Source organism: Spirochaeta cellobiosiphila DSM 17781, assembly GCF_000426705.1.
GTDB lineage: Bacteria > Spirochaetota > Spirochaetia > DSM-17781 > DSM-17781 > Spirochaeta_E > Spirochaeta_E cellobiosiphila.
In genome coordinates, this window is sequence record NZ_AUFW01000017.1 from 158924 (window position 1) to 180057 (window position 21134).

The following is a 21134-nucleotide window of genomic DNA, read 5'->3' on the forward strand; positions in this document are numbered from 1 at the left end:
TCCTTATCATCCTTGATGAATACAAGATAAAAAACAAATGTAAACTGTATTTAAACTCTTACTTTATTTTAATATCGGTGACCATAATATAATTTAACTCCACTGGTAGAAGTAGATAGTTCAATATGATCGTTGAGTCTAGCCAGGTTTGTATAATCTAAATCCCAATTAAAACCCCAATAATTCTTGGGCCTGTCCACACCTATATTGAGATTGGCTTTTAACATAAACACATAGGTTATTCGATCAGAATAACGGTCAGTATAGATATAGTTTTGATACTGGACTGCAGGACCGACAAACAATAATCCGCGGACAAAGAAATAGCTTTTGACATAGGAATATGTATAACCGGGTAAAAGACCAAAAGATTGAAAAGAAGCTTCCGATACATTATCACCAACAACATCTGCGATATCATCCAAGTTATGATAATTATAAGTCATCATACCCAACCAGGCACCACCTGATTCAGATAAATTATCAAACTCATTCATGACACCTTTTAAGGAAAGATCTTTCTTACTAAGTTTAAATATAAATTCAGCATTCAAATCATATAACATCATACTAGGATATTTCTCATAATCAGAATCCTCTGAGGAATCTAAGTAAAAACCTTTATTTCGAACAAATCGTCCTGCCAATCCCCAGTTATCACGGTAATAGGACAATCCAAAGCTAGAGTATTCAGACGCCCCATAAACATCATTATCTTGAACACTGACCAGGGCATAAGAAATAGAACCACTAAATCGACCATAAAGGAGAGAAATTCCAGGAATTAAAGGGGCATTTGGAACAAAAGCTTGACTGTTATCAGGATCATCAACACTAGCAATATTAAGTTGTTGAATTATGGTAGCTAAATTATATTGCAATATAAAAGGAGTTTTCTCATCCTCACTAAATAGTGTCAGAGTTAAAAAACTAAATAGAATGAGGGCTAAACATATTCTCTTATTTATCAAACCAATGACCCCAATCTAAGGAAAGAGAACTATTATTATTGTGCCATGACTCCTCTAATGCTAGCTCTGTCCTTCTATCTATATAGGCATTGAACATACCATAATCTAAGCAACCCTGGCCTTGAACAGCCTCGATTAAGTTTTTAAGACACAAGGCAATACTTAATAAGTCATCATCCAATTCTAAATGTCTTAGAGGATTCTCCCACTCTAGATTTATAGAACCACCAATACTCATCGCATTGGTAATATCTAAGTTATTTTTCACTACATTATTTCTTTTCATTTTGACATTATGGTTTGTACTTAACTGATCAATATAATTAATACTATCATTCATAATCATCCCTTGCATTCCGTAGATCAGGAAGGGATTATCCCTTCTGTTTTGACGCATAGGGGATCCATAGGTCAAACTCGAATAATGATAAACACCACTTTGACCCGAGTCATAAGTAATCATACCGTGTTGCCAGTTCTCTGTATTTCGTAGGGGATATCCCTTACGCCAAATATGATTCATGACTTCAAAATTTTGTTCATGAGCTGAAACACTGATAGGTTTTCTGTCAAATCCAACTATATTTCTCAGAAGACTCAAGCCATGATATCCATGAGCAACCGAAACACTAAAAACTAATTGGGGGATGCCTATTATTCCTTCTGATAGGATTTTCTTAATGAGTTGCATTCTAGGGTAACGAAAGTATTGTTCAACAACCTCAACATAAATATCTTTTTCCTTCTTAACATTAAGCATAAGCTCCATATCTTCCCTGGTTTCAGCAAGGGGAGTCTCCACCAACAGAGAGACACCCATATCCGCTAGTTTTAAGAAAGGTTCCAAATGCTGATCTCTAGAAGTAGTAATAATAGCAATATCAGGTTTTGTTTGATTAACCAGTTTTTCCAAGTCCGTGAACCAAGGAATATTATATTTTCTCCCAAAATAAGCCACTTTTTCTTCTGTTCTACTCATAACTCCCACTAAGGAACAATAACTTGATAGTTGCTCTAGGATGGGTATAAAAATATTTTCAGCCCTTTTTCCAGCTCCAATTAATACAACTTTTAACTGTGACAATACCTACCCCTTAGAATTCTTTAAAACAGATAAGTAAAGTCTATAATGGTTACATTATTTGTGCTATCTTTTTGCTTCTCATTTCAGATTACAGGAGTAAGAATATCATTCTCAACTTCTAAAAAGAAAATTTACAAACCATCAAAAATGTACTTTATAAATATAAAAATAGACAAAAATCGGATACAGCCCTAAGGATGATACTACTACCTCAATTAAAAACTCCCAAAGTATTGATTCACAATGTTAGAGTCTCCTATCCTGTGGTTGATGAATCAGGGGCAACAAAATGGGTATAGCCATGCTTATCTCTAGAACATACCATACACAAGCTAATACAGTAGAATAGCTCTATTTAATAGAAGGATCCCTATTTTTGATTATTTTGTTATTTATATAAATTTCTTTTTGATCAAATAGACTATCACCATCTAGATCTTTATAGATGGTGTAGGATCCTTCTTTATCACCCATGACCATTTGTTCGTCAACGATTAGATCTTCATTCTTGTCTTGATTAATAATGAGAGGAGATCCTGTTGTATTGTATATGATATTCCGTTCATAAATTCCATTCTCATTATCATCGTAGTATTCATATAATAGTTGGCCTGCAATTCCATAAACTTGAACCTTCTCAATATTACCATTGGAGTTTTCATCAATATACACCCATTTGATATTAGGGTTTGTTTTCAAAGTTTGTGTATACTGGTTATTACTCATTTGATTTATAAAATTAGCCCTGTCTTTGTTATAATATTTTTTAATCATCATATAGTCACTAATGAAACTGTATAAGGTATATAACGCTAATCCAAGTAAAATAATAAAACTAATAGTAACTAATATTTTTATACCGCTCTTATCTTGAGACAAAATAGTATCATGGGTATTTGGTATTTTAATTATATTACCAAGTAATTCACCAATTTGATTTCTATAACTTTCTGGAGCTTCTAATATGGCATAGGTAAAATCAGTTTCTAATACGCCAGGATATCCACTTATTTGTTTTTTTGTTATATGAAAAGGTATTTCTTCCTGAGTTAAGCACTCTGATATTTCTTCTGCAATTACCTGATTATCTATATCGCAAATTTTAACTATTCGATCTTCCATATTACGATCATAACAGAGACTAAGCATTTTACAAGATTATCTTAGGTATTTATTTCTGAAATATTTCTTATTTAAAGCAAGGACTTCTAAGTGATTTTATTTTCTCAATTGAGACTGATACAATTCCAGCCTGACCTTATCAGAATTCTAGCTTGAGCCAGACACCCAGAGAGCCTGAGGTAGACAGAATTTTAGCCTGAGCAAGACACCAAACCAGCCTGGATTTGACAGAATTCTAGCCTTAAGAATTCCTATGATAACAATTGATAAATTCCAAATTCGTCAATTGACAAATTCAGACATAGACAATTGTCCTTCTTGCCCACTATCTAAATAATTCAATAGTTCTATAAAGGAAGAACTATGAGAATCAACAAAATCCATATGTTCACCTCCTTCAACTTCTATGAGCTGAACCTCTTCATTCATTGAGCTAGCTTTTGAAATATAATCTTTCATTTGCTTAACAGGTATTATGCTATCCTTTTCTCCTATTATTATTAATTGCTTATGATTTAAAGGAAGCATTTCTATGGGTGAGACATGTTTATAGCGATCAGGAAAATCTTGAGGTGCACCACCTATAAAAGGTAGAACATATTTTCCTTTATATAAATCAAAGATTGATACTAGATCTAATGCAGGAGCCAAACCAATAATACGTATGGGAGAATAGAGTAAACGTTTATCTGTAACACCCTTTCCCTTTTTACTTAACCAAAAAGCTAGATGCCCACCGGCCGAATGGCCAATGAAGTACAACTGGTTCATTGTAATATTATGATACTCTCTACTTAATTCACCCAAATAATTAACAGCATCAATAACGTCTTCCAATGTCCCTGGATAACCTCCTCCCTCATAACCAGCTCTTCTATACTCTATATTCCAAACGGTATATCCCTGGTTAAGAAGAAATATCGAAATAGCGTCCATTTGATGTCTATCATATTGTAACATCCAAAATCCTCCATGAAAGAGGCAAAGAGTGGCTTTGGGCTTTCCTTCTGTAAGGTATAAATCACCAACTTGATGAGAATCTGGTCCATATTTTAATGTCTGTATATTCATTATATTCATAGTACTTCACTTAATATCTTAATTACCATTTAGTTTCTGTTTAAAAACTGTTATATAGTTATTATTGATGAAAAGGAGAATTATATGAAGAGAATATTGGGATTACTTCTTATTATAGGGGTAATGATGTCCTGTGCGACAACACAAACAGAAAGTAAGATCACCTATCTAAATGAAGGCTTTTCGATAGATACACTAGAATCAGAGACTACTGCCCAAGGTCATCAAATTTTAATGATGTTCCTACCTACTGACAAAGGTTTTGCACCAAGTGTAAATATCATGACCCAAGATTATTCAGGCTCCCTTGAAGATTACAAAAAAATTAGTGAATCACAATTCCAGCAATTGGGAATTGAAGTAATCATTAGTGTTATTGATGAGGGAAAACTAAATATGGAATATATGGGAGTTTTACAGGGCCAAGATATACATGGATATGCAATAGCTATTAAAAAAGATAATTATATCTATCTCACGACAGGTACTACTCTCAGAAGCCAATGGGAAAAATACAAAGATCAACTTATCAAAGTTGTTTTAAGTTTTGAACTAACTGAGTAAATAAATATTTTATGGGGGAATATTAATTCTCCCCTATTTCATTAATAAAAATTCTAGCAGATTCAAATAAACCTTCATGACTATTTATTGCCTCAAATTCAAGAAATTTATAGAAAAAAGGTAATGCCTGTTTTTTATTCTTATTGTAAATCAACATTCCTAAGTAAAAATAAGCTAAATAATAATTACTATCCCTACCTAATAACTCTGTAAATAAAGACTCAGCCCTGTCTTTATTATCAAGATAGAGCTGACAAAGGGCACTATAAAAATAGGCTTCCCTTAATGGCTCACAAGAAATAATATTTTGAAAGCTACGATAGGCTTGCTCAAATTGACTATCCATATATTGAATATAAGCTCTATAGAAATCTAAAACATTATCCTTCTTTTTACGGACATATCTCTTGAGTAAAGCATGACGTAAACCTTCAACATCCTCATTAGAATACAGAATAAAAAGCTGTCCCTTAAATAAATGGAAAGGACGAATAAATCCAGTAATAGGTTTGACAAAAAACTGTATTGATTCATTACTTATGCCTTCATTTGATGATGAATATATTTCTGAGAGAATAGATTGATAATAAGAATATCGCTTTATATGAATACTGATAAGAAATAACCAGACTCCAAGAATAGAGACTATAAGATATCCCCAAAGCATGCCAAGGAAATAATAGGCAAGAAAGAAACTTATTGTTAGCATAAACAAAGTAAAGGTCAGGTAGATCAACATTCTTTTTTTATTTAACATATTTATCCTGTTCCTATTTCTTATAGCACTCGGCTACAAAAGAATGATGTTCCAACTATAAAGCCTCGTACTGTATGATCCATTCATACTCCCTTCAATACAGAACTGACACAATCTTATATTATATTACATTCGAGGAATTACTGTTACAAATTATATTTTTTAACAAGATCAATTGATTCAATATTACAAAATGTGAGAAAATGCACAGTATGAGTAAGTTAGTAGTAATTAAGCCTATTAGTATCAAAGGTTATGATATAGACGTAATGGGTATAGTCAGTAATGTACATTATGTGAGATGGTTCGAAGATATTCGTCAGGTATTTTTAGATGAAAATTATCCTTTTTCTAGGATGATAAATGAAAACATTGCTCCTATTCTGATGAAAACAGAAATTGAATACAAAAGACCCCTTACTATACACGACAAGCCTGTAGGTAAAGGAATTGTCACAAAAATGGAAAGAATGAAATGGGAGTTTAAGTTTCAGATTTATACAGAATCCCATATTCATTGTATTGGTACACAAGTGGGTGCTTTTTGGGATCTATCAAAGGAAAGACCAACTCCTATCCCTGACAAACTTCGCCAATTATACACAGAAGAAATAGAACTTATGACTAATATTTAATTTGACTAATCTGTGATAATTCAGAAAAATTTGCCCTAATCCAATTAATGATGTCATCTATATTATCCGTTTCCAGACGGCTTTCTGAAATCAAAATGCGTTTTTCATTACCATTTATATAAAACTTATAAACGCTACAGCCTTTAGTCATGTCCCGCAGATAGATAACATCTCTACCACTAAAGCCCTTAACAGCTGCTAATATTTCTTCGACTTTTTCTTTAAATGTCATTCTCTTACCACCTTAATATCATCTATTATAGTTCTATGGATATCATAATTAATGTTGATAACTTAACACCTGAGCACATTAATAATTTTGCTCAACTAATACATATTTGCAATAACCATGATCAAATAGATTATAGTTTTGAGCCTGAAGCTAAGCACTTTTTCTTATACTATAAAGAAGACAAACTTATCAGTGCTATCTATCTATTCGCCCCTTTTAGTGAAGAAGCAGAGGTCTATGGTTTTACCCATCCAGAGTATAGAAATCAAGGCTATTTTAAATCTTTAATTCATTCTGTGAAGAAATATGTCCATAAAATAAAGATATCAACTATTTTATTTCCCATTGACTCTCAATTAGACACGTCATTAGGAGTAATACAAAATTGGGGTGCTCAATATGACTTTAGTGAATATGCTATGACCTACAAAGGTGATATATTAAAAGAAAATGACACTCTAAAACTGATAAAAAGTGAAAAAGAAGAAAAAGCATTCCTCATTACCCTAACTAAAGAGGCTTTCAATATAACAGAAGAAGAAGCTCATCAACGATACGATGAGATATTTCAATCAAACCTAAGAGAACATTTCACTATATATAAAAATTCAACAATGATAGGTCAAATCGGACTCTATGTAGAATCTACATCCTGTTATATTTATGGATTTGGGATTATAAATAATTACAGATCAAAAGGTCATGGTAAGACAGCACTAAAAAACCTAGTAGCTTATGCCCAAAATAAATATCCTGATAAAACTATAACTTTGGAAGTAGAGGTAAAGAACAATAATGCCCTTAACCTCTATACAAGTTGTGGTTTTGTTACAAACTGTATGTATGAATATTGGCGTATAACACCAAACAAACTTCCCTAATCAATACTAGCTATTACTTCAATTTCAACTAAAGCACCTTTAGGTAGGTCTTTTACAGCAAAAGCAGCTCTAGCAGGATAGGGTTCATCAAAATATTCTGCATAAACTTCGTTCATTCCGGCAAAATCTTGAATATCAGCTAGTAATACTGTTGCTTTAGCTACATGATTCATAGTTAAACCTTGGGAAGTTAATATTCCTTTTATGTTTTCAAAGGACTGTTTTGTTTGTGTCTTTATATCTGAGCCAATAATCTGTCCAGTATTGGGATCTAAAGGTATTTGACCAGAAACAAATACTAAATTTCCTACAGCTGTCGCTTGAGAATAAGGACCTATGGCCTGAGGTGCCTGATTAGTGCTTATCGATTTTTTCATTCTTTACTCCCGTTTAACAATAATTTAACTTAATTTAACTCATATGGGCTGACAAAACCAAGGAAAATAAAGCACAATATATATCAGCGATATGATTATGTATAAGATTTGTATAATTTCCTTTTTTTTAACATTAAGCTCCCTGTTACCAATATATTCTCTTGATCAGGAAGCACTCGAAGTCTGGAACCAAGCCAAACAATGTTACGAAGAATATAGTAACTGGATGCCTGAAGATATTTCTTTAAATATGAATAAATTAGATAAAAATAAAAATATTAAAGATTCTTATTATATCTCGATTCATAGTTACGTAGACAACGTTGGTGAACGTAAACATGATATTAACAGCAATAGCAAACTATTAGAAATCATAGCTAATCAATATTTTAAGAAGAGACCCAAAACAGCTAAGGAAGATAATATCTTTACAGCGACCTTAGAAAATTTTGATTTGATTCTAAGTAAAATTAGAACAGTTGAAAGTGAAAATGATATACAAAAGTTAATGTATTCTTCTACAGAAGTATCTGGTGAGATTTGGATTAATATGAAAGAAAAACATTTGATTAAATTAATCTCTAACTGGACAGGTGAAGGAAATTCTAAAAATAAAAGTTCAACAAGTGCTACCTATGGATGGGATATTAAAAATCAATGGATGCCTTTAGTTGTAGAACAAACAACAGAAAAGAAAAAGCTTTTATCCAAAAGGAAAGATATCACTAGCATTCACATGATATTTAATAACTATTACAAAACTGAGACTTAGAATCATTTGACAAAAGAGAAGAGCAAAGGTTACAGTTAGCCAACTCATCAGGGGCGTTTGTTCATTAGAACAGGCTGAGAATTGTCCCTTAGAACCTGATCCAGGTAATACTGGCGCTAGGAAGCATGAGAAGCGATTACAAATAGATATGGAAACATATTCTATTCCTCTTATATTCAAAGAGGCGCTCCCTGATGAGAAAATAGGGAGGCATCTTTGGAAAAACACCCCTACCAGGAATTACATAAAAAAAATCCTCGTGTTTATGTACTAACTAATGATGTAACCAGAAAGTTTATTGCTGATGCTCTATTAGCAATAGGGGCAAAACCTATAATGGGAATAGCTCCAGAAGAAGCGTTTGAACTTACTTCGTATTCGGATGCTCTATGTTTAAACCTAGGGACTCCGACTAAGGAAAAATTTAAAAGTTATATAAAAGCTCTCAAATCTGGAATGAAAAATAATATTCCAACAAGTATTGATATCCCCGGAGCCAGTGCCAGTCATTATAGAAAAGACATAAGTACACAAATCATAAAGCAAATACCTAACTTGACAAACAATCAGGAATGGCCACGAGTTATACACGGCAATCCTTCAGAAATCATTTCACTATCTGGAAATGAGGTCGTATCACAGATTGATTCAATTCACACAGTCCAAGAGGCCTCACTTCATACGAATAATTTGAAAGATATCTTCCATTCCATCGTGATAACTGGACCTCAAACATTAATTAAGGGAGACTCAACAACTCTTATCCCCGGAGGGAGTCCCTATATGTCTTATTGTTCCGGTTTTGGCTGTGTACAAACAGCTCTTATGGCTGCCTTTTTGACACTCCCCATACAAGCAACAGAGGCTTGTATATTAGCTGCACAACTCATGTTTTGTGCAGCTAAGCAAATAAAAGCCCCCAATGGTCCCAGAGATTTTCAAAATAAATTTATAGATCATTTATTTCAGATTACATATAAGGAGCATCTATGAAATACAAAACTGTTTTGAGCATAGCAGGAAGTGATCCCTCTGGCGGTGCAGGAATACAAGCAGATTTAAAAACCATAACAGCCTTAGGAGCTTATGGTATGACTGTTATCACTGCATTAACAGCACAAAATACGAATGGAGTGGAGGATGTACTAGGAATTCCTTCTCATTTTGTTGGTAAACAATTAGAGACCATATTAGCTGATATCATACCAGATTCAATAAAAATCGGTATGCTTCATGATAGTGCTATCATTATGATCATTTGCAATATTCTAAAGGACTATCCAAGGATTCCCATTATTCTTGATCCTGTCATGGTAGCTACAAGTGGTGATATTTTACTTGAACAAAAAGCTATCGATTCCATTCAAGAAAAACTTTTTCCCTTGTCCACGCTAATCACACCTAACCGACATGAATTACAAATACTAACTCAAAGGAAAATCAATAATTCAGAAGATTTAATTGAGTCGAGTGAGGACCTATCTAGACGATGGAATATTCCCGTTCTTGCTAAAGGAGGAGATCTTGCCTTCACAAATGAAGCACTAGATTATTTGGCCTATCCAGATTCAAGAGAAGGAAGAATATATCAATACCCCAAAGTTGTTACACAAAATACTCACGGAACAGGATGTACTCTAAGTTCAGCAATAGCAACTAATATGGCCAAAGATTTGGGCTTGGAAGAATCTATTGCCATTGCCAAATCTTATATTCAAAACGCACTTCAATCAGGAAAGGAATTTACTATCGGTCACGGAAGAGGTCCTGTGAATCATCTTTGGAGTATAGAAGGAGTATTACGATGATTGCCATCTTAAGTATTGGGGGGTCTGCCATTTTGGGAGTCCTGTTTGTCCTTGTGAGTATTAAGAAAAAAGCCCTTTCCCTTGATGATTATATAACATATCGTCATAAGAGCTCTTATCTGATGACAGCCATTAGTTTGTCAGCTTCTGTATTAGGAGGTTGGATACTTTTCAACCCAATTGAGACCGGAACCTGGGCAGGAATAACCGGTCTTATTGGTTACTCTCTTGGACAAGCAATGCCATTGTTTGTATTGGCATTTCTTGGTCCTCATCTCACTCAAAGACTACCGCAGGGCTATGGTCTGAGTGATTTTGTCTACCATAGATATGGAAAAAGAAGCGCTCAATTCACCAGTTTACTAATGATTTTCTATATGGGCACGTTTCTTACAGCGGAGCTTTCCGCCATTGGCCAAGTTCTGTCTTATATTTTTCATATTCCCCTTATTTTAACTTGTTCTTTAACCATGATAATCATATTTGCCTATGTTTTTAGAGGAGGATTAGGAGCCTCAATTTATACAGATAAAATTCAACTCTATTTATTAGTTCCTATGATTATAGCGTTATTTGTTGGAGTTGGTCTCAAAGAAGGATTTCAAAGCCTTACTTTAAATTCTGATCTTATAAATTTATCCTATATCCCCGGTATAAAGTTTGGCTTTGTTCTTCTCATAGGCGTTACAGCAAGCAATTTATTTCATCAAGGTTTTTGGCAAAGAGTGTATTCTCTTAAGCAGGAGACAACTCAACCTAAAGCTTTTATCCTGGGAGGAATTCTTGTTATTCCCATTATAATATTAATAGGTTTATTAGGTATTATTGCCACCAATACAGGAGTTGTTAATCCAAATGAGCCTTCTTTGGCACTATTTCCCCTTATAGAACGTTTATCTCCCTATTTTACAATTATTATAATTTTACTTACCTCCGTTTTAGTAATGAGTAGTATTGATACATTACTCAATGGATTAGTAAGCACCATAATATCCTGGAAAGGAGTAAAAGAAGAGGAGAACAAATCACTGAGAAAAGCTCAATCACTGACCATACTAATTGGGATTATCGCCATACTATTAGGTAGTAGAGGCGGTAGTGTTCTATATTTCTTCCTTGTGGCGGACTTGGTTTGTTCGGCTTTTGCCTTTCCCTTAACCTTTGGATTATTTAATAAAAAAATTAATGGAGCTAAAGCTTTAATAGCAGGAACCTTAGCCACAATCATAGGAGCATTGTTTTTTCCGAAATATGATTATACTTCATGGTCCGGGTTACCAGCGGATATGCTCATATCCTTTAGCTTAGCTCTCATATTATCAATAGCGTTTACTCTTAGTTTATCGATAATCAGGTCACATAATGAATAGACAACTCTATACTGTTGCCTCGAATATAGAAGAGGCACAATTGTTTTTTGAAAGTGGGGTTAATCTTGTGCAACTTCGAAACAAAGAGTTATCAGAACAAGAGTTACTAGTTGTAGCTAAACAAGTGGTCGAATTATCCCATAAATACAAAAGCTCTCAGATCATCATTAATGATAACATTGATATAGCCCTAAAATCTAAAGCTTATGGTGTTCATTTAGGTCAAGACGATGGTGATATTCCTTATCTATGCAAATCATACGGTAAGGAATTAGTCATTGGTGTTTCGGTGGATAATGTGGAAGAGGCAAGAGAAGCAGAATCATGGGGTGCCCATTACATTGGTGCTGGAGCTGTTTTTGGATCATTAACAAAACCTGAAGCTCCTCATATCGGATTGGCAACATTAAAAGACATATGTAAATCCGTTCAAGTGCCAGTAAGTGCTATTGGTGGAATAAAACTTTCTCTTCTGAATAAAGTATTAGAAGCAGGAGCTCAGTACATCTGTGTTATATCTGATATTAATCAATCAACTAATAGAAAATTACAAATACGCGAATATCTTAACCAAATAAGGAAGAATAATGAATCCCTATAAAAAAATTGCTCTAGTTATAATATTCATGGCATTGGGGCTTGCATTGGCGCCCTTTACCAGTATCCCCATAGGAATAGCAAAGATTAATCCAACACAACATTTTATAAATGTATTACTTGCCATATTGGCAGGGCCTTGGGCTAGCGTTTTGTCAGCGACTGGTTTAGCCATCATCAGGAATTCCCTAGGACTAGGAACAATATTAGCCTTTCCTGGTGGAATGATAGGTGCTTTTATTGCTGGAGTTCTATACAAAATAACCGGAAAATTCATTAGTGCTTCAATGGGAGAAGTAATAGGATCAGGTATATTAGCTCCCCTTATCAGTAGTATCCTTATAGCTCCTTTTATTATGGGGAAACATATTGGAATTGTAGCTTTAATTCCCTCCTTCTTATTAAGTAGCCTGAGTGGAAGTATTCTTGCCTATATCACTATTATATCATTAAAGAAAGCCAATGTATTACCTGAACGATCTATGCCTCTACATAAATAATCGTCTCATTCTATCTGAGATAACAGAAGTAATAAAAAAAGGTGAACTCATACACTTAAAAGGAAGTAATGGTTCTGGGAAGACAAGCTTTTTAAGGATATTAGCAGATCTAATTCCTTCCCTCTATCCAGGAGTGATCCAGGGCAACATAAAAAAAGAACAGACAACTGTAGGATTGACAGGCCCTTGGGCTAGTAGCCGTTTATTTTGCAAAACAGTATGGGAAGAATTAACTTTTGCACAAGGATCTAGAGAAGAACTAGTTGAACAATATTTGGACTTTTTTCAGATCAACCATCTAAAAGAAAGACATCCTCACCAATTATCAGGAGGTCAGCAACAGCTTATTTTACTAATTGCCTTTTTATCATTGGATCGATCGGTTTATCTATTGGATGAGCTGCTTACTCAATTATCTACTCCCTATAGGCAAAAAGTGTTGGATTTGACAAGGCAATTACATTCAGATGGTAAAACGATCGTAATAATTGATCATACTTATTCTGTAAAAGAAGCAAGAACTATAATGTTACCATCTATAGGACGTGAAATTTTAATGCCTCAAGATAAGATAAGAAAAAATCTTATCCCTAAAGACAAAGAACTATGCCTAATTAACTTCCAGCCTCAACTTACAGGTTTTATTCAACCAATTTTTAATATTAAATTAGAACCTGGGACAATGTGCCTGATAAAAGGTGATATTGGTTCTGGAAAGTCGACCTTACTAAAAGCAATAGCTGGTCTTATCAAATCAAAAGGTAAATGTACTTATGGTAATCAACCTATTAATATTGGAATCTGCGGTTATGCTTCTCAAACACCAGATACCTCATTCATCTGCTCCACTGTTTTTAAAGAAATAGAATTTACTCCCAGAAAGCTTGAACGCTATAATCCTAATCTGATAGATAATTTACTTGATGATCTGAATTTAAGATATTTATCTGATCAATCCCCTTTCTCCCTTAGCTTTGGAGAAAAAAAAAGGCTACAATTAGCCATGCTCCTTAGCTTTGAACCTCCCATACTACTTCTTGATGAAATTGATTCTGGTCTGGATAAAATCTCGCTAAAAACAATAACCCATGTTGTAGAAAATTACCTAGCAGCAGGCAATATTGTTTTATGGGTTAGTCATTCTTTAAAGCCCAAAAAATCGGACATTGTCATTGACCTATAAACTACTACTTACCCTATCTATTGTAAACTTGATACTAATCTATACATTTCCCAAAGTAAGTATGATAACTACGTTACTAATTACAATTACACTCTTCATAAGAAACAGGGAACAGCTACAAAAAGTTGTAAAACTACTTTTCTCTTCAAGCTTATTTATATGTTTTATCTATCTAGTAGCAGGAGAATGGTATGGGGGAATTCGTACAATAACGACATTATGGTTATCAACCTTAACGTTACAGCTCTATTTTTCTTATTATCCTGATCTTTCTCTCTATCTCCTACTTACTAAAACTGGTTTTCCTAAAAATTTTTCCTTCTTATTGTATTGTTCTGTAAACTACAGCTTCATGATCACACCTATTATAAGGGAAATAAAAAATAACATTAGATTAAGAGGAATTGATATCCAGAAAGGATGGAGGGGCGTTCCTTATTGGCCACATCTCATATTACCTTTGATAGTTAGACTCATTAAAGGATCAGATTATTTAGCAGAAAGCTTACTTTTACGTAATCATTATTTGACTTGTCAGAAATGCAGTACTATGTTGAATAAAGAAGTTCCCAGCTCTAAGGAGAAAATATGAATGTTAATAAGTTTATAACAACAGGATTCTTACTTTTATTAAGTGGGCTCATTTTTGGTCAAAACATAGAGAATAAAAAAGGAAAGGAAGTCATGGTAAAGGAAATCACCTATCATGTAGATGGTCAGAGATTAGTCGCTTATCTCGCCTATGAGGATAATAATACAAAAAAACCTGGAGTGATTGTTGTTCATGAATGGACAGGATTAAATGACTATGCAAAAAAGAGAGCTAGAGATTTAGCAACAGAAGGATACATTGCTTTAGCCATAGATATGTATGGAGATGGTAAAGAGATAGACGTTTCTAAAGCTCGGCAAATGTCCAGCAAAGTAGGATCTGACTTTGATTTGATAAAAAAAAGATTCAATGCAGGCCTTGATGTCCTAAAGAGTCAACCGAATGTGGATACATCAAGACTGGGAGCGATAGGGTACTGTTTTGGAGGTGGTATTGTTTTAAACATGGCACGTATGGGAGTTGATTTAAAGGGAATCGTCAGTTTTCATGGAACGATCAATACAGGTCTGAATGCAAAACCAGGTGATATTAAGACAAAACTATTGGTCATACAAGGTCAAGGAGATCCTGTAACTCCTCCAGAACGTCAGGAAGCATTTAAACAAGAAATGTCCAACGCTAAAGCTGATTACAAGTATATTATTTATCCTGGAGTTAATGCCCATAATTTTACGAACCCCTCTGGACAAACTTTCTATCCAGAAGAAGCTTCTCAAGCATGGAAAGAGATGTTGGTTTTCTTCAAAGAGAATCTATAAATTCAACAGCTTTCTCAATAAAATATTCATCATTTGAAGGAGATAAAATGTCGCCAGCTATAACATGCATTTCTTCATTATCTCCTTCTACAATTGGAAGAATCTCTTTCTTTACAGAACTAAATTGATTAAAAACCTTTTCAGTTCTTTTTGGCTCAACTACATGATCTTTTGGTGAGTAAAAAATTAATACAGGTACTTTGATATCTTCAATATTAGACTTTTCTGTAGCTTTTACAAGATCCATCATGGGAAACAAAGCTTGTGTTGGATAGGACTCAGTCCAATAGAGGGCATGTTGTTCATTTAGAGGAGTAAAACTGGTCTCCTTACCAATAATGGGAACTAACCAGTTTTTCGCTCCTGGCCATGTTAATAGGGTTGACATTTTATTCTTAGGATAAAAATTGGGAGATATAAACAACAAAGCTTCTATGTCTTCTTGGCTACGTGTTGCATACCATGTTTCTAAAGTTGCGCCTGTAGACGTACCCATCAATATAACTTTTTCTCCGATTTTCTTACCAATGTCCATGGCTTCTTCCATATCCTGAAACCAGTCCTCTAATGAAGCAGAACCTAAAGCCTCTCCTGTTCTCCCATGCCCCTTTAATCTCGTAAAAAAGATATTGGCGCCAATTCGATCAGCAATTTGATCTGGAACAGGTTCTACTTCCATTCGCGTTGCGGAAAATCCATGAATATACACTATAGATAGGGGTGTTTTGCGTCCAGATTCTTTATACCAATGTATGACTTTTTCCGTACCGGGAACAATGTCATCATATTTAGACTCTTCTTCTACTAAATAAGCATCCAAATCTTTAACATTTAAGAAAGAAGCATCAAGATTGTCCTGTTCATATTTCTGACAAGAAATCAATGATAATAAGCTCATAAGTAGTATAATGCATATTTTCACAACAATAGCCTCCTGTCTGTTAACAATACCACAGGAATAAAAAACAATGAATAATTGAAAAATATCTGATATCCTTTGTAAAGCTATGTTTATGTGGGAGTAAAGACATATGAAAGTTTTTTTAAAAACACTTGGAATTATATCAATCACAATTGTTGCAATTATAGCTATAACTGTTGGTACTTTTGCCATCCTGGCTTTATTAGATCATGGAAAATCATCTGATTATTTTCCCACAGACAGTACTTTGAGAATTGAGGTTACTTCAGTTGGTGATCTAATTGAAGAATTAACAGATTGGGAAGTCTCAGATATTGTTTTATCAGAACCTGAGATGAAAGATATATATCAATCCTTTCTTGAATGGAAAAACAACCCGGTTAGAGAGAATTTTTTGGTCAAAAGAGCTATGTCTTTAGATGCGAATATCTTATTCAATGATAATTTTGATCCTTTAATCATTATTAATATGGGTTGGAGATCCTTTGTCAATAGAATCATACTATGGTCAGAACCATTACTAGGCTTCTCCCCTATCGAAATAAAGAAAACTAATTTTGAAGGTCACAGCTATTTTACCATAATCCCTCCCAAGAAAACACAGGCAGAAGAGGTGGAAGCTAAAGAATCAAAACCTATTTATGTCTTTATAAAAGGAAAAATACTTCTGATAAGTACAAATGAAAAATTTATACAAGATACCTTAATGGGAGCCCCTTTTGCACAAACACATCAACTTAACTACTCTTTTAGCACAAATCCTTTAATCAAAATACACTTAAATACACAAAAACTTGTTCAGATGTTTCAGAAAGATTTTCCTGACTTAATACCATTAAGTAATAGATTGAACTTCAATAAGGAAACTTTATTGGCCGTTGATATTAAGAAGGGAGAAATTAATTTGGAAGGCTATACTCCTTTTCATACAGATACTGAAGATTTAGTGGAATACCTCAGTTATGACCCTGGTTATTTAAGAGTCCCACAATATTTACCAGATTCTGTTAATATTTTAACTGGATTCCGTTTTAGAAATTTTGATAGTCTAATAAATCTTGTTAATAATTTTATAGATAATAAAAAACAAATTAATCTATCCAATTTTGATGTTTTAACAAAATCTATTCTGGGCCTTTCTTCTCAGGAGTTAGTTACAGATTGGCTGGGCCGGGAAGCAGGGGCTTTCACTCTAAAAGGATATAGTAGCAATCCTGTAATGTTTGTGGAGATAGAAAATCAAGAGAACTTGGATAAGGTATTTGAAAAATTAAAAAATAACTTATTCATTAAGGCGAAGGATAATTTAGTTATCGACAAAATAAGAGTAGCAAGTCTAAATTTTCCTGCACCACTAATGAAAGTTTTAGAAGTTTTCACAGGACCTATAGATACACCTTATATGGTACGTAAAGGTAATTATTTGTATCTCTCAAATAATCCTGAAACACTTGCTCACTTGTTGAAAGAGATAAAAGGAAAAAATTATTTATCAGATTCTAAATCCTTCAAAAATGTTACAGGTAAATTACCTAGCAGAAGTCCTTTTCTTTTTTATTATGACCTAAATTCAGCGATGCCAAGATTCTTATTAAGCCAAAACGTCTTAGCAAAAATTTTCCGTTTATATGAGAAAGGACATTTTTATATCTCTTATCATCAAGAAGAAATCAGATTCCAATTTCATGGAGACAAATCTCCTATCACAGGAACAACAAATTTTCCTGGATTTCCTGTAGATACTCATGAGAAAATTAATAGTCAGGTTATTGTTGGAGATATCGGAGAATCAGCACTACCGGAACTGTCCTTTCTTAACACCAAAAATGAAATGATCATAACAAATATGATTGGAATCAAATTATCCAGAACAACTATGCCAGATAGAACAAGTCTCTTAAAAGCTGTCCCCCAAATTGGCATACTGACTTATGGTAGTAGTGGATTTCTCAGTATTCCTATAGAGGGCATAGGTATGGATCAACAGGAAAAGAAAGTCGAATGGGATTGGACTTTTGACCCTACCCCCTATAAGGATGGCTATATCATATTTGATAAGTCTCTACAAAAGCTCATCTATCTTCGTGACAATGGTTCCTATCCTTTACCACAAATATATACAAAGAATATTCTCGCGCCCCCCTCTGTACTTGAAAATAGATATCTTGGTATATATCCCAAAGATATATTTGGGACATATTACATTACAGATGACGAGGGAATTCCCTTAGCTAGTTGGCCACAAAGAGCAGGAAGTGTGGCTATAAAAGGCCCGCAATTAATAAGAGATAAAAATCAAATATATTCCATATTCTTAACTCAAAAAGGGATTTTGGAAATAAGAGATGTCGAAGGTAGCTTAATACACGACCCTGTTGAAATGGAAGGAACTTTCTATAGTTCTCCAGCCATAATAAAAAATAAAAGGGAACATGATGTTGTCATTATTAACAAAGATGGAGATATAACTATTTTTTCTCTTAAAGGAGAAATTCAAAATCAGTTTAAGGTCAAAATACCTAATTCTGAGACAGCTGGAATTATAGGATATGATATCAATGATGATGGCATTGAAGAATTATTTCTTTATGGTGCAGGAAGCAAGATATATGGATGGACCAAAGAAGGGAAACTTCTTGAAGGTTTTCCAGTAGAAGGTCATTTTAAACCAGTATTTACAGATTTGGATTCTAATGGTATTCCTGAAATGATTACTGGAGGTTTAGATAGAAAGATTTATGCTTATACTGTTCGATATGGTATAGAAGGAGAATGACCATGTTCAAGAAAACCTTTGTAATAATGATAATATCATCAGGTTTGATGTTTATGTCATGTATGTCTATGTCTGACAATGTAGTTCAAACCATTGATGAAGAATCTTTTCAGGAAACAGAAACTCTACTCAATGAAAGTATTAGATATTATCTTGGGTTACCTCTTAAGGAATCGGAGGAAACAATAAATTCACAGCTTGAAAAGCTACTAAATGTTCAGACATTTAACTTAGACTATAAAGCAAGAATCATTGGAATAAATGCTCTATGGAATGATCTTCATGGGCATAAGATCAAATCTAGATCCATGATTAAGGATTTGGAAGAAACAGGAAGATTAGATGAGTTATTGTATATCACCAGATCTTTGAACTCTGAAGAACCTATTAAAGAATTAGAAAAGGGCCTAGAGGAATTGTATGAACCTCGTTATCTACATTTCTTTCTTGGTGAAGCTTACTTTAAGGAAGGAGACTTTGGAAAAGCCACAACAGAATATGAAAAATGTCCTCCAGGCTTAGATTCAGACATTCAGGATATGATTGATAAACGAATTGATGCTGGACTAAAGTTATACAATCAGAATGAAATATCATCAAAGGAACTAAATATTTTATCAAAAGAACATGTAACCCTTGGTGACTTTATGAACCTTCTACATTCAGAATCAGATCTATATAGCAGATTAATTGGCACATCTAAAGAAGATACAGCTACAAATTGGAAATCAGCCAATTTATTGGAAAATAATGATAATTTAGAATCAGTACTACTTAGAAAAAAACTGGCAGACGTTTTATATAGACTGGCAGCTTACAAAGAAAACCCTGAAACATTAGAGAATTATAGTACCTCAAGCAATTCAGATAGCAGCTTGGAGATGTCCATAGCCACCAGCCCAATAAGTGATGTATCACTAAATGACGCTTATTTTCAGCCAATAATATTTGTTATTGAAAGGGAATGGATAAACATGATAGATGGTGAACATTTTAAACCGAACCAAGAAGTAACAGGTCAAGAACTACTCGCCATCATCGATGAACTTAAAGAATACTATAGTTTAAAAGGGTAAATACCCTTTAATCGTGCAATATTTATCTACACATAATCATTAAATGTAGTATAATATTGGCGATGAAGAATTTTACTGTACTTGATTTATTAGATCTTGATCTCAAGGAACGTGACTCTCTTAATTTGAAGTGTATTTCTGGTCGTCCTGGATTAGTTAATACGATAACAACGCCAAACATGAATAGACCAGGATTGGCATTAAGTGGTTTCTTTGAGGAGTTTGGTAATCAACGGGTACAAATATTTGGACAGGGAGAAAACGCTTATCTACTTAAGATGGGTGAAGAACAAAATTTTCAGACCATTCAAGATATTTTTCAATATACTATACCAGCCTGTATATTCACTCATAACAATGCGCCTCCCGATTGGTTCATTAAAATAGCAGAAAAAGCTAAGTGTCCTATATTAATAACAGACATTCCTACCACGGAATTTTCTTCCCGATTTATTCGAGCTTTAGATAATGTATTTGCTCCAAAAAAAACAATACATGGAGTTTTAGTCGAAGTATCAGGAAGAGGAGTGCTAATAACAGGAGATAGTGGTGTAGGAAAAAGTGAAACAGCCCTGGAATTGATTGAAAGAGGGCATCGCCTTGTAGCAGATGATGCAGTGGAAATCCGTTGTACTTCCGGAAATATTTTGGAAGGTTCAGGAACAAACAGGGCATTAGGGCACCATATGGAAATAAGAGGTTTAGGTATTATAAATGTAGCACACCTATTTGGTGTAGGTGCTATACGAGATGTTAAACAAGTACAGATGGTTGTCCATCTTGAGGAATGGGATAATAGCAAGACCTATGAAAGACTGGGACAAGCAGATGCCACAACGGATATTCTTGGCGTTAGTGTTCCTTATCTACTAATACCTGTGAAACCAGGTAGAAATATACCCATTATTATTGAAACAGCCGCTATGAATGAACGTTTAAAGAGACTTGGTTATTATTCTGCAAAAGAATTTAATCAGAACGTTTTGCAGTGGCTTGAAAGTGAAAATGCTCGTACCTTATACTTACAACGAAGCGATCTGGAAAATACTTAAAGGA

At 33.9% G+C, this 21134-nt stretch carries 22 protein-coding genes and 1 riboswitch; of the genes, 14 read left to right on the forward strand and 8 right to left on the reverse strand.

The features are described from left to right. Positions 1 to 68: 68 nt before the first annotated feature. The 4 genes from K345_RS0103605 to K345_RS19560 all read right to left on the reverse strand — a co-directional run bounded on the left by K345_RS0103605 (position 69) and on the right by K345_RS19560 (position 4248). Positions 69 to 971, reverse strand: coding sequence for a DUF4421 family protein (locus K345_RS0103605; protein ID WP_028973020.1), 903 nt, complete (start codon positions 969 to 971; stop codon positions 69 to 71). Beyond that, the gene (locus K345_RS0103610) at positions 961 to 2055 is read right to left on the reverse strand and encodes a Gfo/Idh/MocA family protein (protein WP_028973021.1); all 1095 of its coding nucleotides are present in this window, start codon (positions 2053 to 2055) and stop codon (positions 961 to 963) included. Before K345_RS0103610 ends, K345_RS0103605 begins: the two co-directional genes overlap by 11 nt. A 351-nt stretch (positions 2056 to 2406) precedes the next feature. Further along, positions 2407 to 3177 carry a hypothetical protein gene (locus tag K345_RS0103615; RefSeq protein ID WP_028973022.1) on the reverse strand — a complete coding sequence of 257 codons (771 nt, stop codon included), beginning with the start codon at positions 3175 to 3177 and terminating at the stop codon, positions 2407 to 2409. Positions 3178 to 3459: 282 nt separating this feature from the next. Further along, the gene (locus K345_RS19560; RefSeq protein ID WP_169714758.1) at positions 3460 to 4248 is read right to left on the reverse strand and encodes an alpha/beta hydrolase; all 789 of its coding nucleotides are present in this window, start codon (positions 4246 to 4248) and stop codon (positions 3460 to 3462) included. Between the two features lie 93 nt (positions 4249 to 4341). On the opposite strand from K345_RS19560, the gene K345_RS0103625 reads away from it, so the two are divergent. Next, positions 4342 to 4821 (forward strand): hypothetical protein, encoded by a 480-nt coding sequence (locus K345_RS0103625; RefSeq protein ID WP_028973023.1) that lies wholly within the window; start codon positions 4342 to 4344, stop codon positions 4819 to 4821. Positions 4822 to 4843: 22 nt separating this feature from the next. On the opposite strand, the gene K345_RS0103630 is transcribed toward K345_RS0103625, so the two are convergent. Further along, positions 4844 to 5578: a tetratricopeptide repeat protein gene (locus K345_RS0103630; RefSeq protein WP_028973024.1), complete on the reverse strand. Its 735-nt coding sequence runs from the start codon at positions 5576 to 5578 to the stop codon at positions 4844 to 4846. A gap of 212 nt (positions 5579 to 5790) precedes the next feature. Between K345_RS0103630 and K345_RS0103635 the strand changes: the two genes are divergently transcribed. Next, entirely contained in the window at positions 5791 to 6213 is a 423-nt protein-coding gene (locus K345_RS0103635) for an acyl-CoA thioesterase (protein WP_156888287.1), read from the forward strand. On the opposite strand, the gene K345_RS0103640 is transcribed toward K345_RS0103635, so the two are convergent. Beyond that, entirely contained in the window at positions 6203 to 6445 is a 243-nt protein-coding gene (locus tag K345_RS0103640) for a hypothetical protein (RefSeq protein ID WP_028973026.1), read from the reverse strand. The genes K345_RS0103635 and K345_RS0103640 overlap by 11 nt on opposite strands. A 35-nt stretch (positions 6446 to 6480) precedes the next feature. On the opposite strand from K345_RS0103640, the gene K345_RS0103645 reads away from it, so the two are divergent. Then, positions 6481 to 7326, forward strand: coding sequence for a GNAT family N-acetyltransferase (locus tag K345_RS0103645; protein WP_037571105.1), 846 nt, complete (start codon positions 6481 to 6483; stop codon positions 7324 to 7326). Here the strand turns inward: K345_RS0103645 and K345_RS0103650 are convergent. Beyond that, complete coding sequence (locus K345_RS0103650) at positions 7323 to 7703, reverse strand: RidA family protein (protein ID WP_028973028.1); 381 nt, start codon at positions 7701 to 7703, stop codon at positions 7323 to 7325. The genes K345_RS0103645 and K345_RS0103650 overlap by 4 nt on opposite strands. Before the next feature lie 226 nt (positions 7704 to 7929). Here K345_RS0103650 and K345_RS0103655 point away from each other — a divergent pair, with 226 nt between their 5' ends. The 8 genes from K345_RS0103655 to K345_RS0103695 all read left to right on the forward strand — a co-directional run bounded on the left by K345_RS0103655 (position 7930) and on the right by K345_RS0103695 (position 15304). Further along, positions 7930 to 8475, forward strand: a complete 546-nt coding sequence (locus tag K345_RS0103655; RefSeq protein ID WP_211227826.1) for a hypothetical protein — start codon at positions 7930 to 7932, stop codon at positions 8473 to 8475. 39 nt (positions 8476 to 8514) lie between these two features. After that, a riboswitch (TPP riboswitch) is annotated at positions 8515 to 8616 on the forward strand. Positions 8617 to 8691: 75 nt separating this feature from the next. Beyond that, positions 8692 to 9468 (forward strand): hydroxyethylthiazole kinase, encoded by a 777-nt coding sequence (locus tag K345_RS0103660; RefSeq protein ID WP_028973030.1) that lies wholly within the window; start codon positions 8692 to 8694, stop codon positions 9466 to 9468. Beyond that, complete coding sequence (thiD, locus tag K345_RS0103665) at positions 9465 to 10283, forward strand: bifunctional hydroxymethylpyrimidine kinase/phosphomethylpyrimidine kinase (protein ID WP_028973031.1); 819 nt, start codon at positions 9465 to 9467, stop codon at positions 10281 to 10283. Before K345_RS0103660 ends, thiD begins: the two co-directional genes overlap by 4 nt. After that, positions 10280 to 11653, forward strand: a complete 1374-nt coding sequence (locus K345_RS0103670; protein WP_028973032.1) for a sodium:solute symporter family transporter — start codon at positions 10280 to 10282, stop codon at positions 11651 to 11653. The genes thiD and K345_RS0103670 overlap by 4 nt, the downstream gene beginning before the upstream one ends. Then, the gene (gene thiE, locus K345_RS19565; RefSeq protein WP_053228038.1) at positions 11646 to 12254 is read left to right on the forward strand and encodes a thiamine phosphate synthase; all 609 of its coding nucleotides are present in this window, start codon (positions 11646 to 11648) and stop codon (positions 12252 to 12254) included. The genes K345_RS0103670 and thiE overlap by 8 nt, the downstream gene beginning before the upstream one ends. Continuing rightward, the gene (gene thiW, locus K345_RS0103680) at positions 12241 to 12750 is read left to right on the forward strand and encodes an energy coupling factor transporter S component ThiW (RefSeq protein WP_028973033.1); all 510 of its coding nucleotides are present in this window, start codon (positions 12241 to 12243) and stop codon (positions 12748 to 12750) included. The genes thiE and thiW overlap by 14 nt, the downstream gene beginning before the upstream one ends. After that, complete coding sequence (locus tag K345_RS0103685; protein WP_028973034.1) at positions 12713 to 13933, forward strand: ATP-binding cassette domain-containing protein; 1221 nt, start codon at positions 12713 to 12715, stop codon at positions 13931 to 13933. Before thiW ends, K345_RS0103685 begins: the two co-directional genes overlap by 38 nt. 588 nt (positions 13934 to 14521) lie before the next feature. Continuing rightward, positions 14522 to 15304 (forward strand): dienelactone hydrolase family protein, encoded by a 783-nt coding sequence (locus tag K345_RS0103695; RefSeq protein WP_053228039.1) that lies wholly within the window; start codon positions 14522 to 14524, stop codon positions 15302 to 15304. Here the strand turns inward: K345_RS0103695 and K345_RS19570 are convergent. Then, positions 15288 to 16226: an alpha/beta hydrolase gene (locus K345_RS19570; RefSeq protein ID WP_169714759.1), complete on the reverse strand. Its 939-nt coding sequence runs from the start codon at positions 16224 to 16226 to the stop codon at positions 15288 to 15290. The genes K345_RS0103695 and K345_RS19570 overlap by 17 nt on opposite strands. 109 nt (positions 16227 to 16335) lie before the next feature. Between K345_RS19570 and K345_RS0103705 the strand changes: the two genes are divergently transcribed. The 3 genes from K345_RS0103705 (at position 16336) to hprK (ending at position 21130) form a co-directional block, all read left to right on the forward strand. Further along, positions 16336 to 19002, forward strand: coding sequence for a hypothetical protein (locus tag K345_RS0103705; protein WP_028973037.1), 2667 nt, complete (start codon positions 16336 to 16338; stop codon positions 19000 to 19002). Positions 19003 to 19004: 2 nt separating this feature from the next. Further along, positions 19005 to 20078 (forward strand): hypothetical protein, encoded by a 1074-nt coding sequence (locus K345_RS0103710; protein ID WP_028973038.1) that lies wholly within the window; start codon positions 19005 to 19007, stop codon positions 20076 to 20078. Positions 20079 to 20140: 62 nt separating this feature from the next. Next, a complete protein-coding gene (gene hprK, locus K345_RS0103715; RefSeq protein WP_028973039.1) occupies positions 20141 to 21130 on the forward strand; it encodes an HPr(Ser) kinase/phosphatase in 990 nt (329 codons plus the stop codon). Positions 21131 to 21134: the final 4 nt, after the last annotated feature.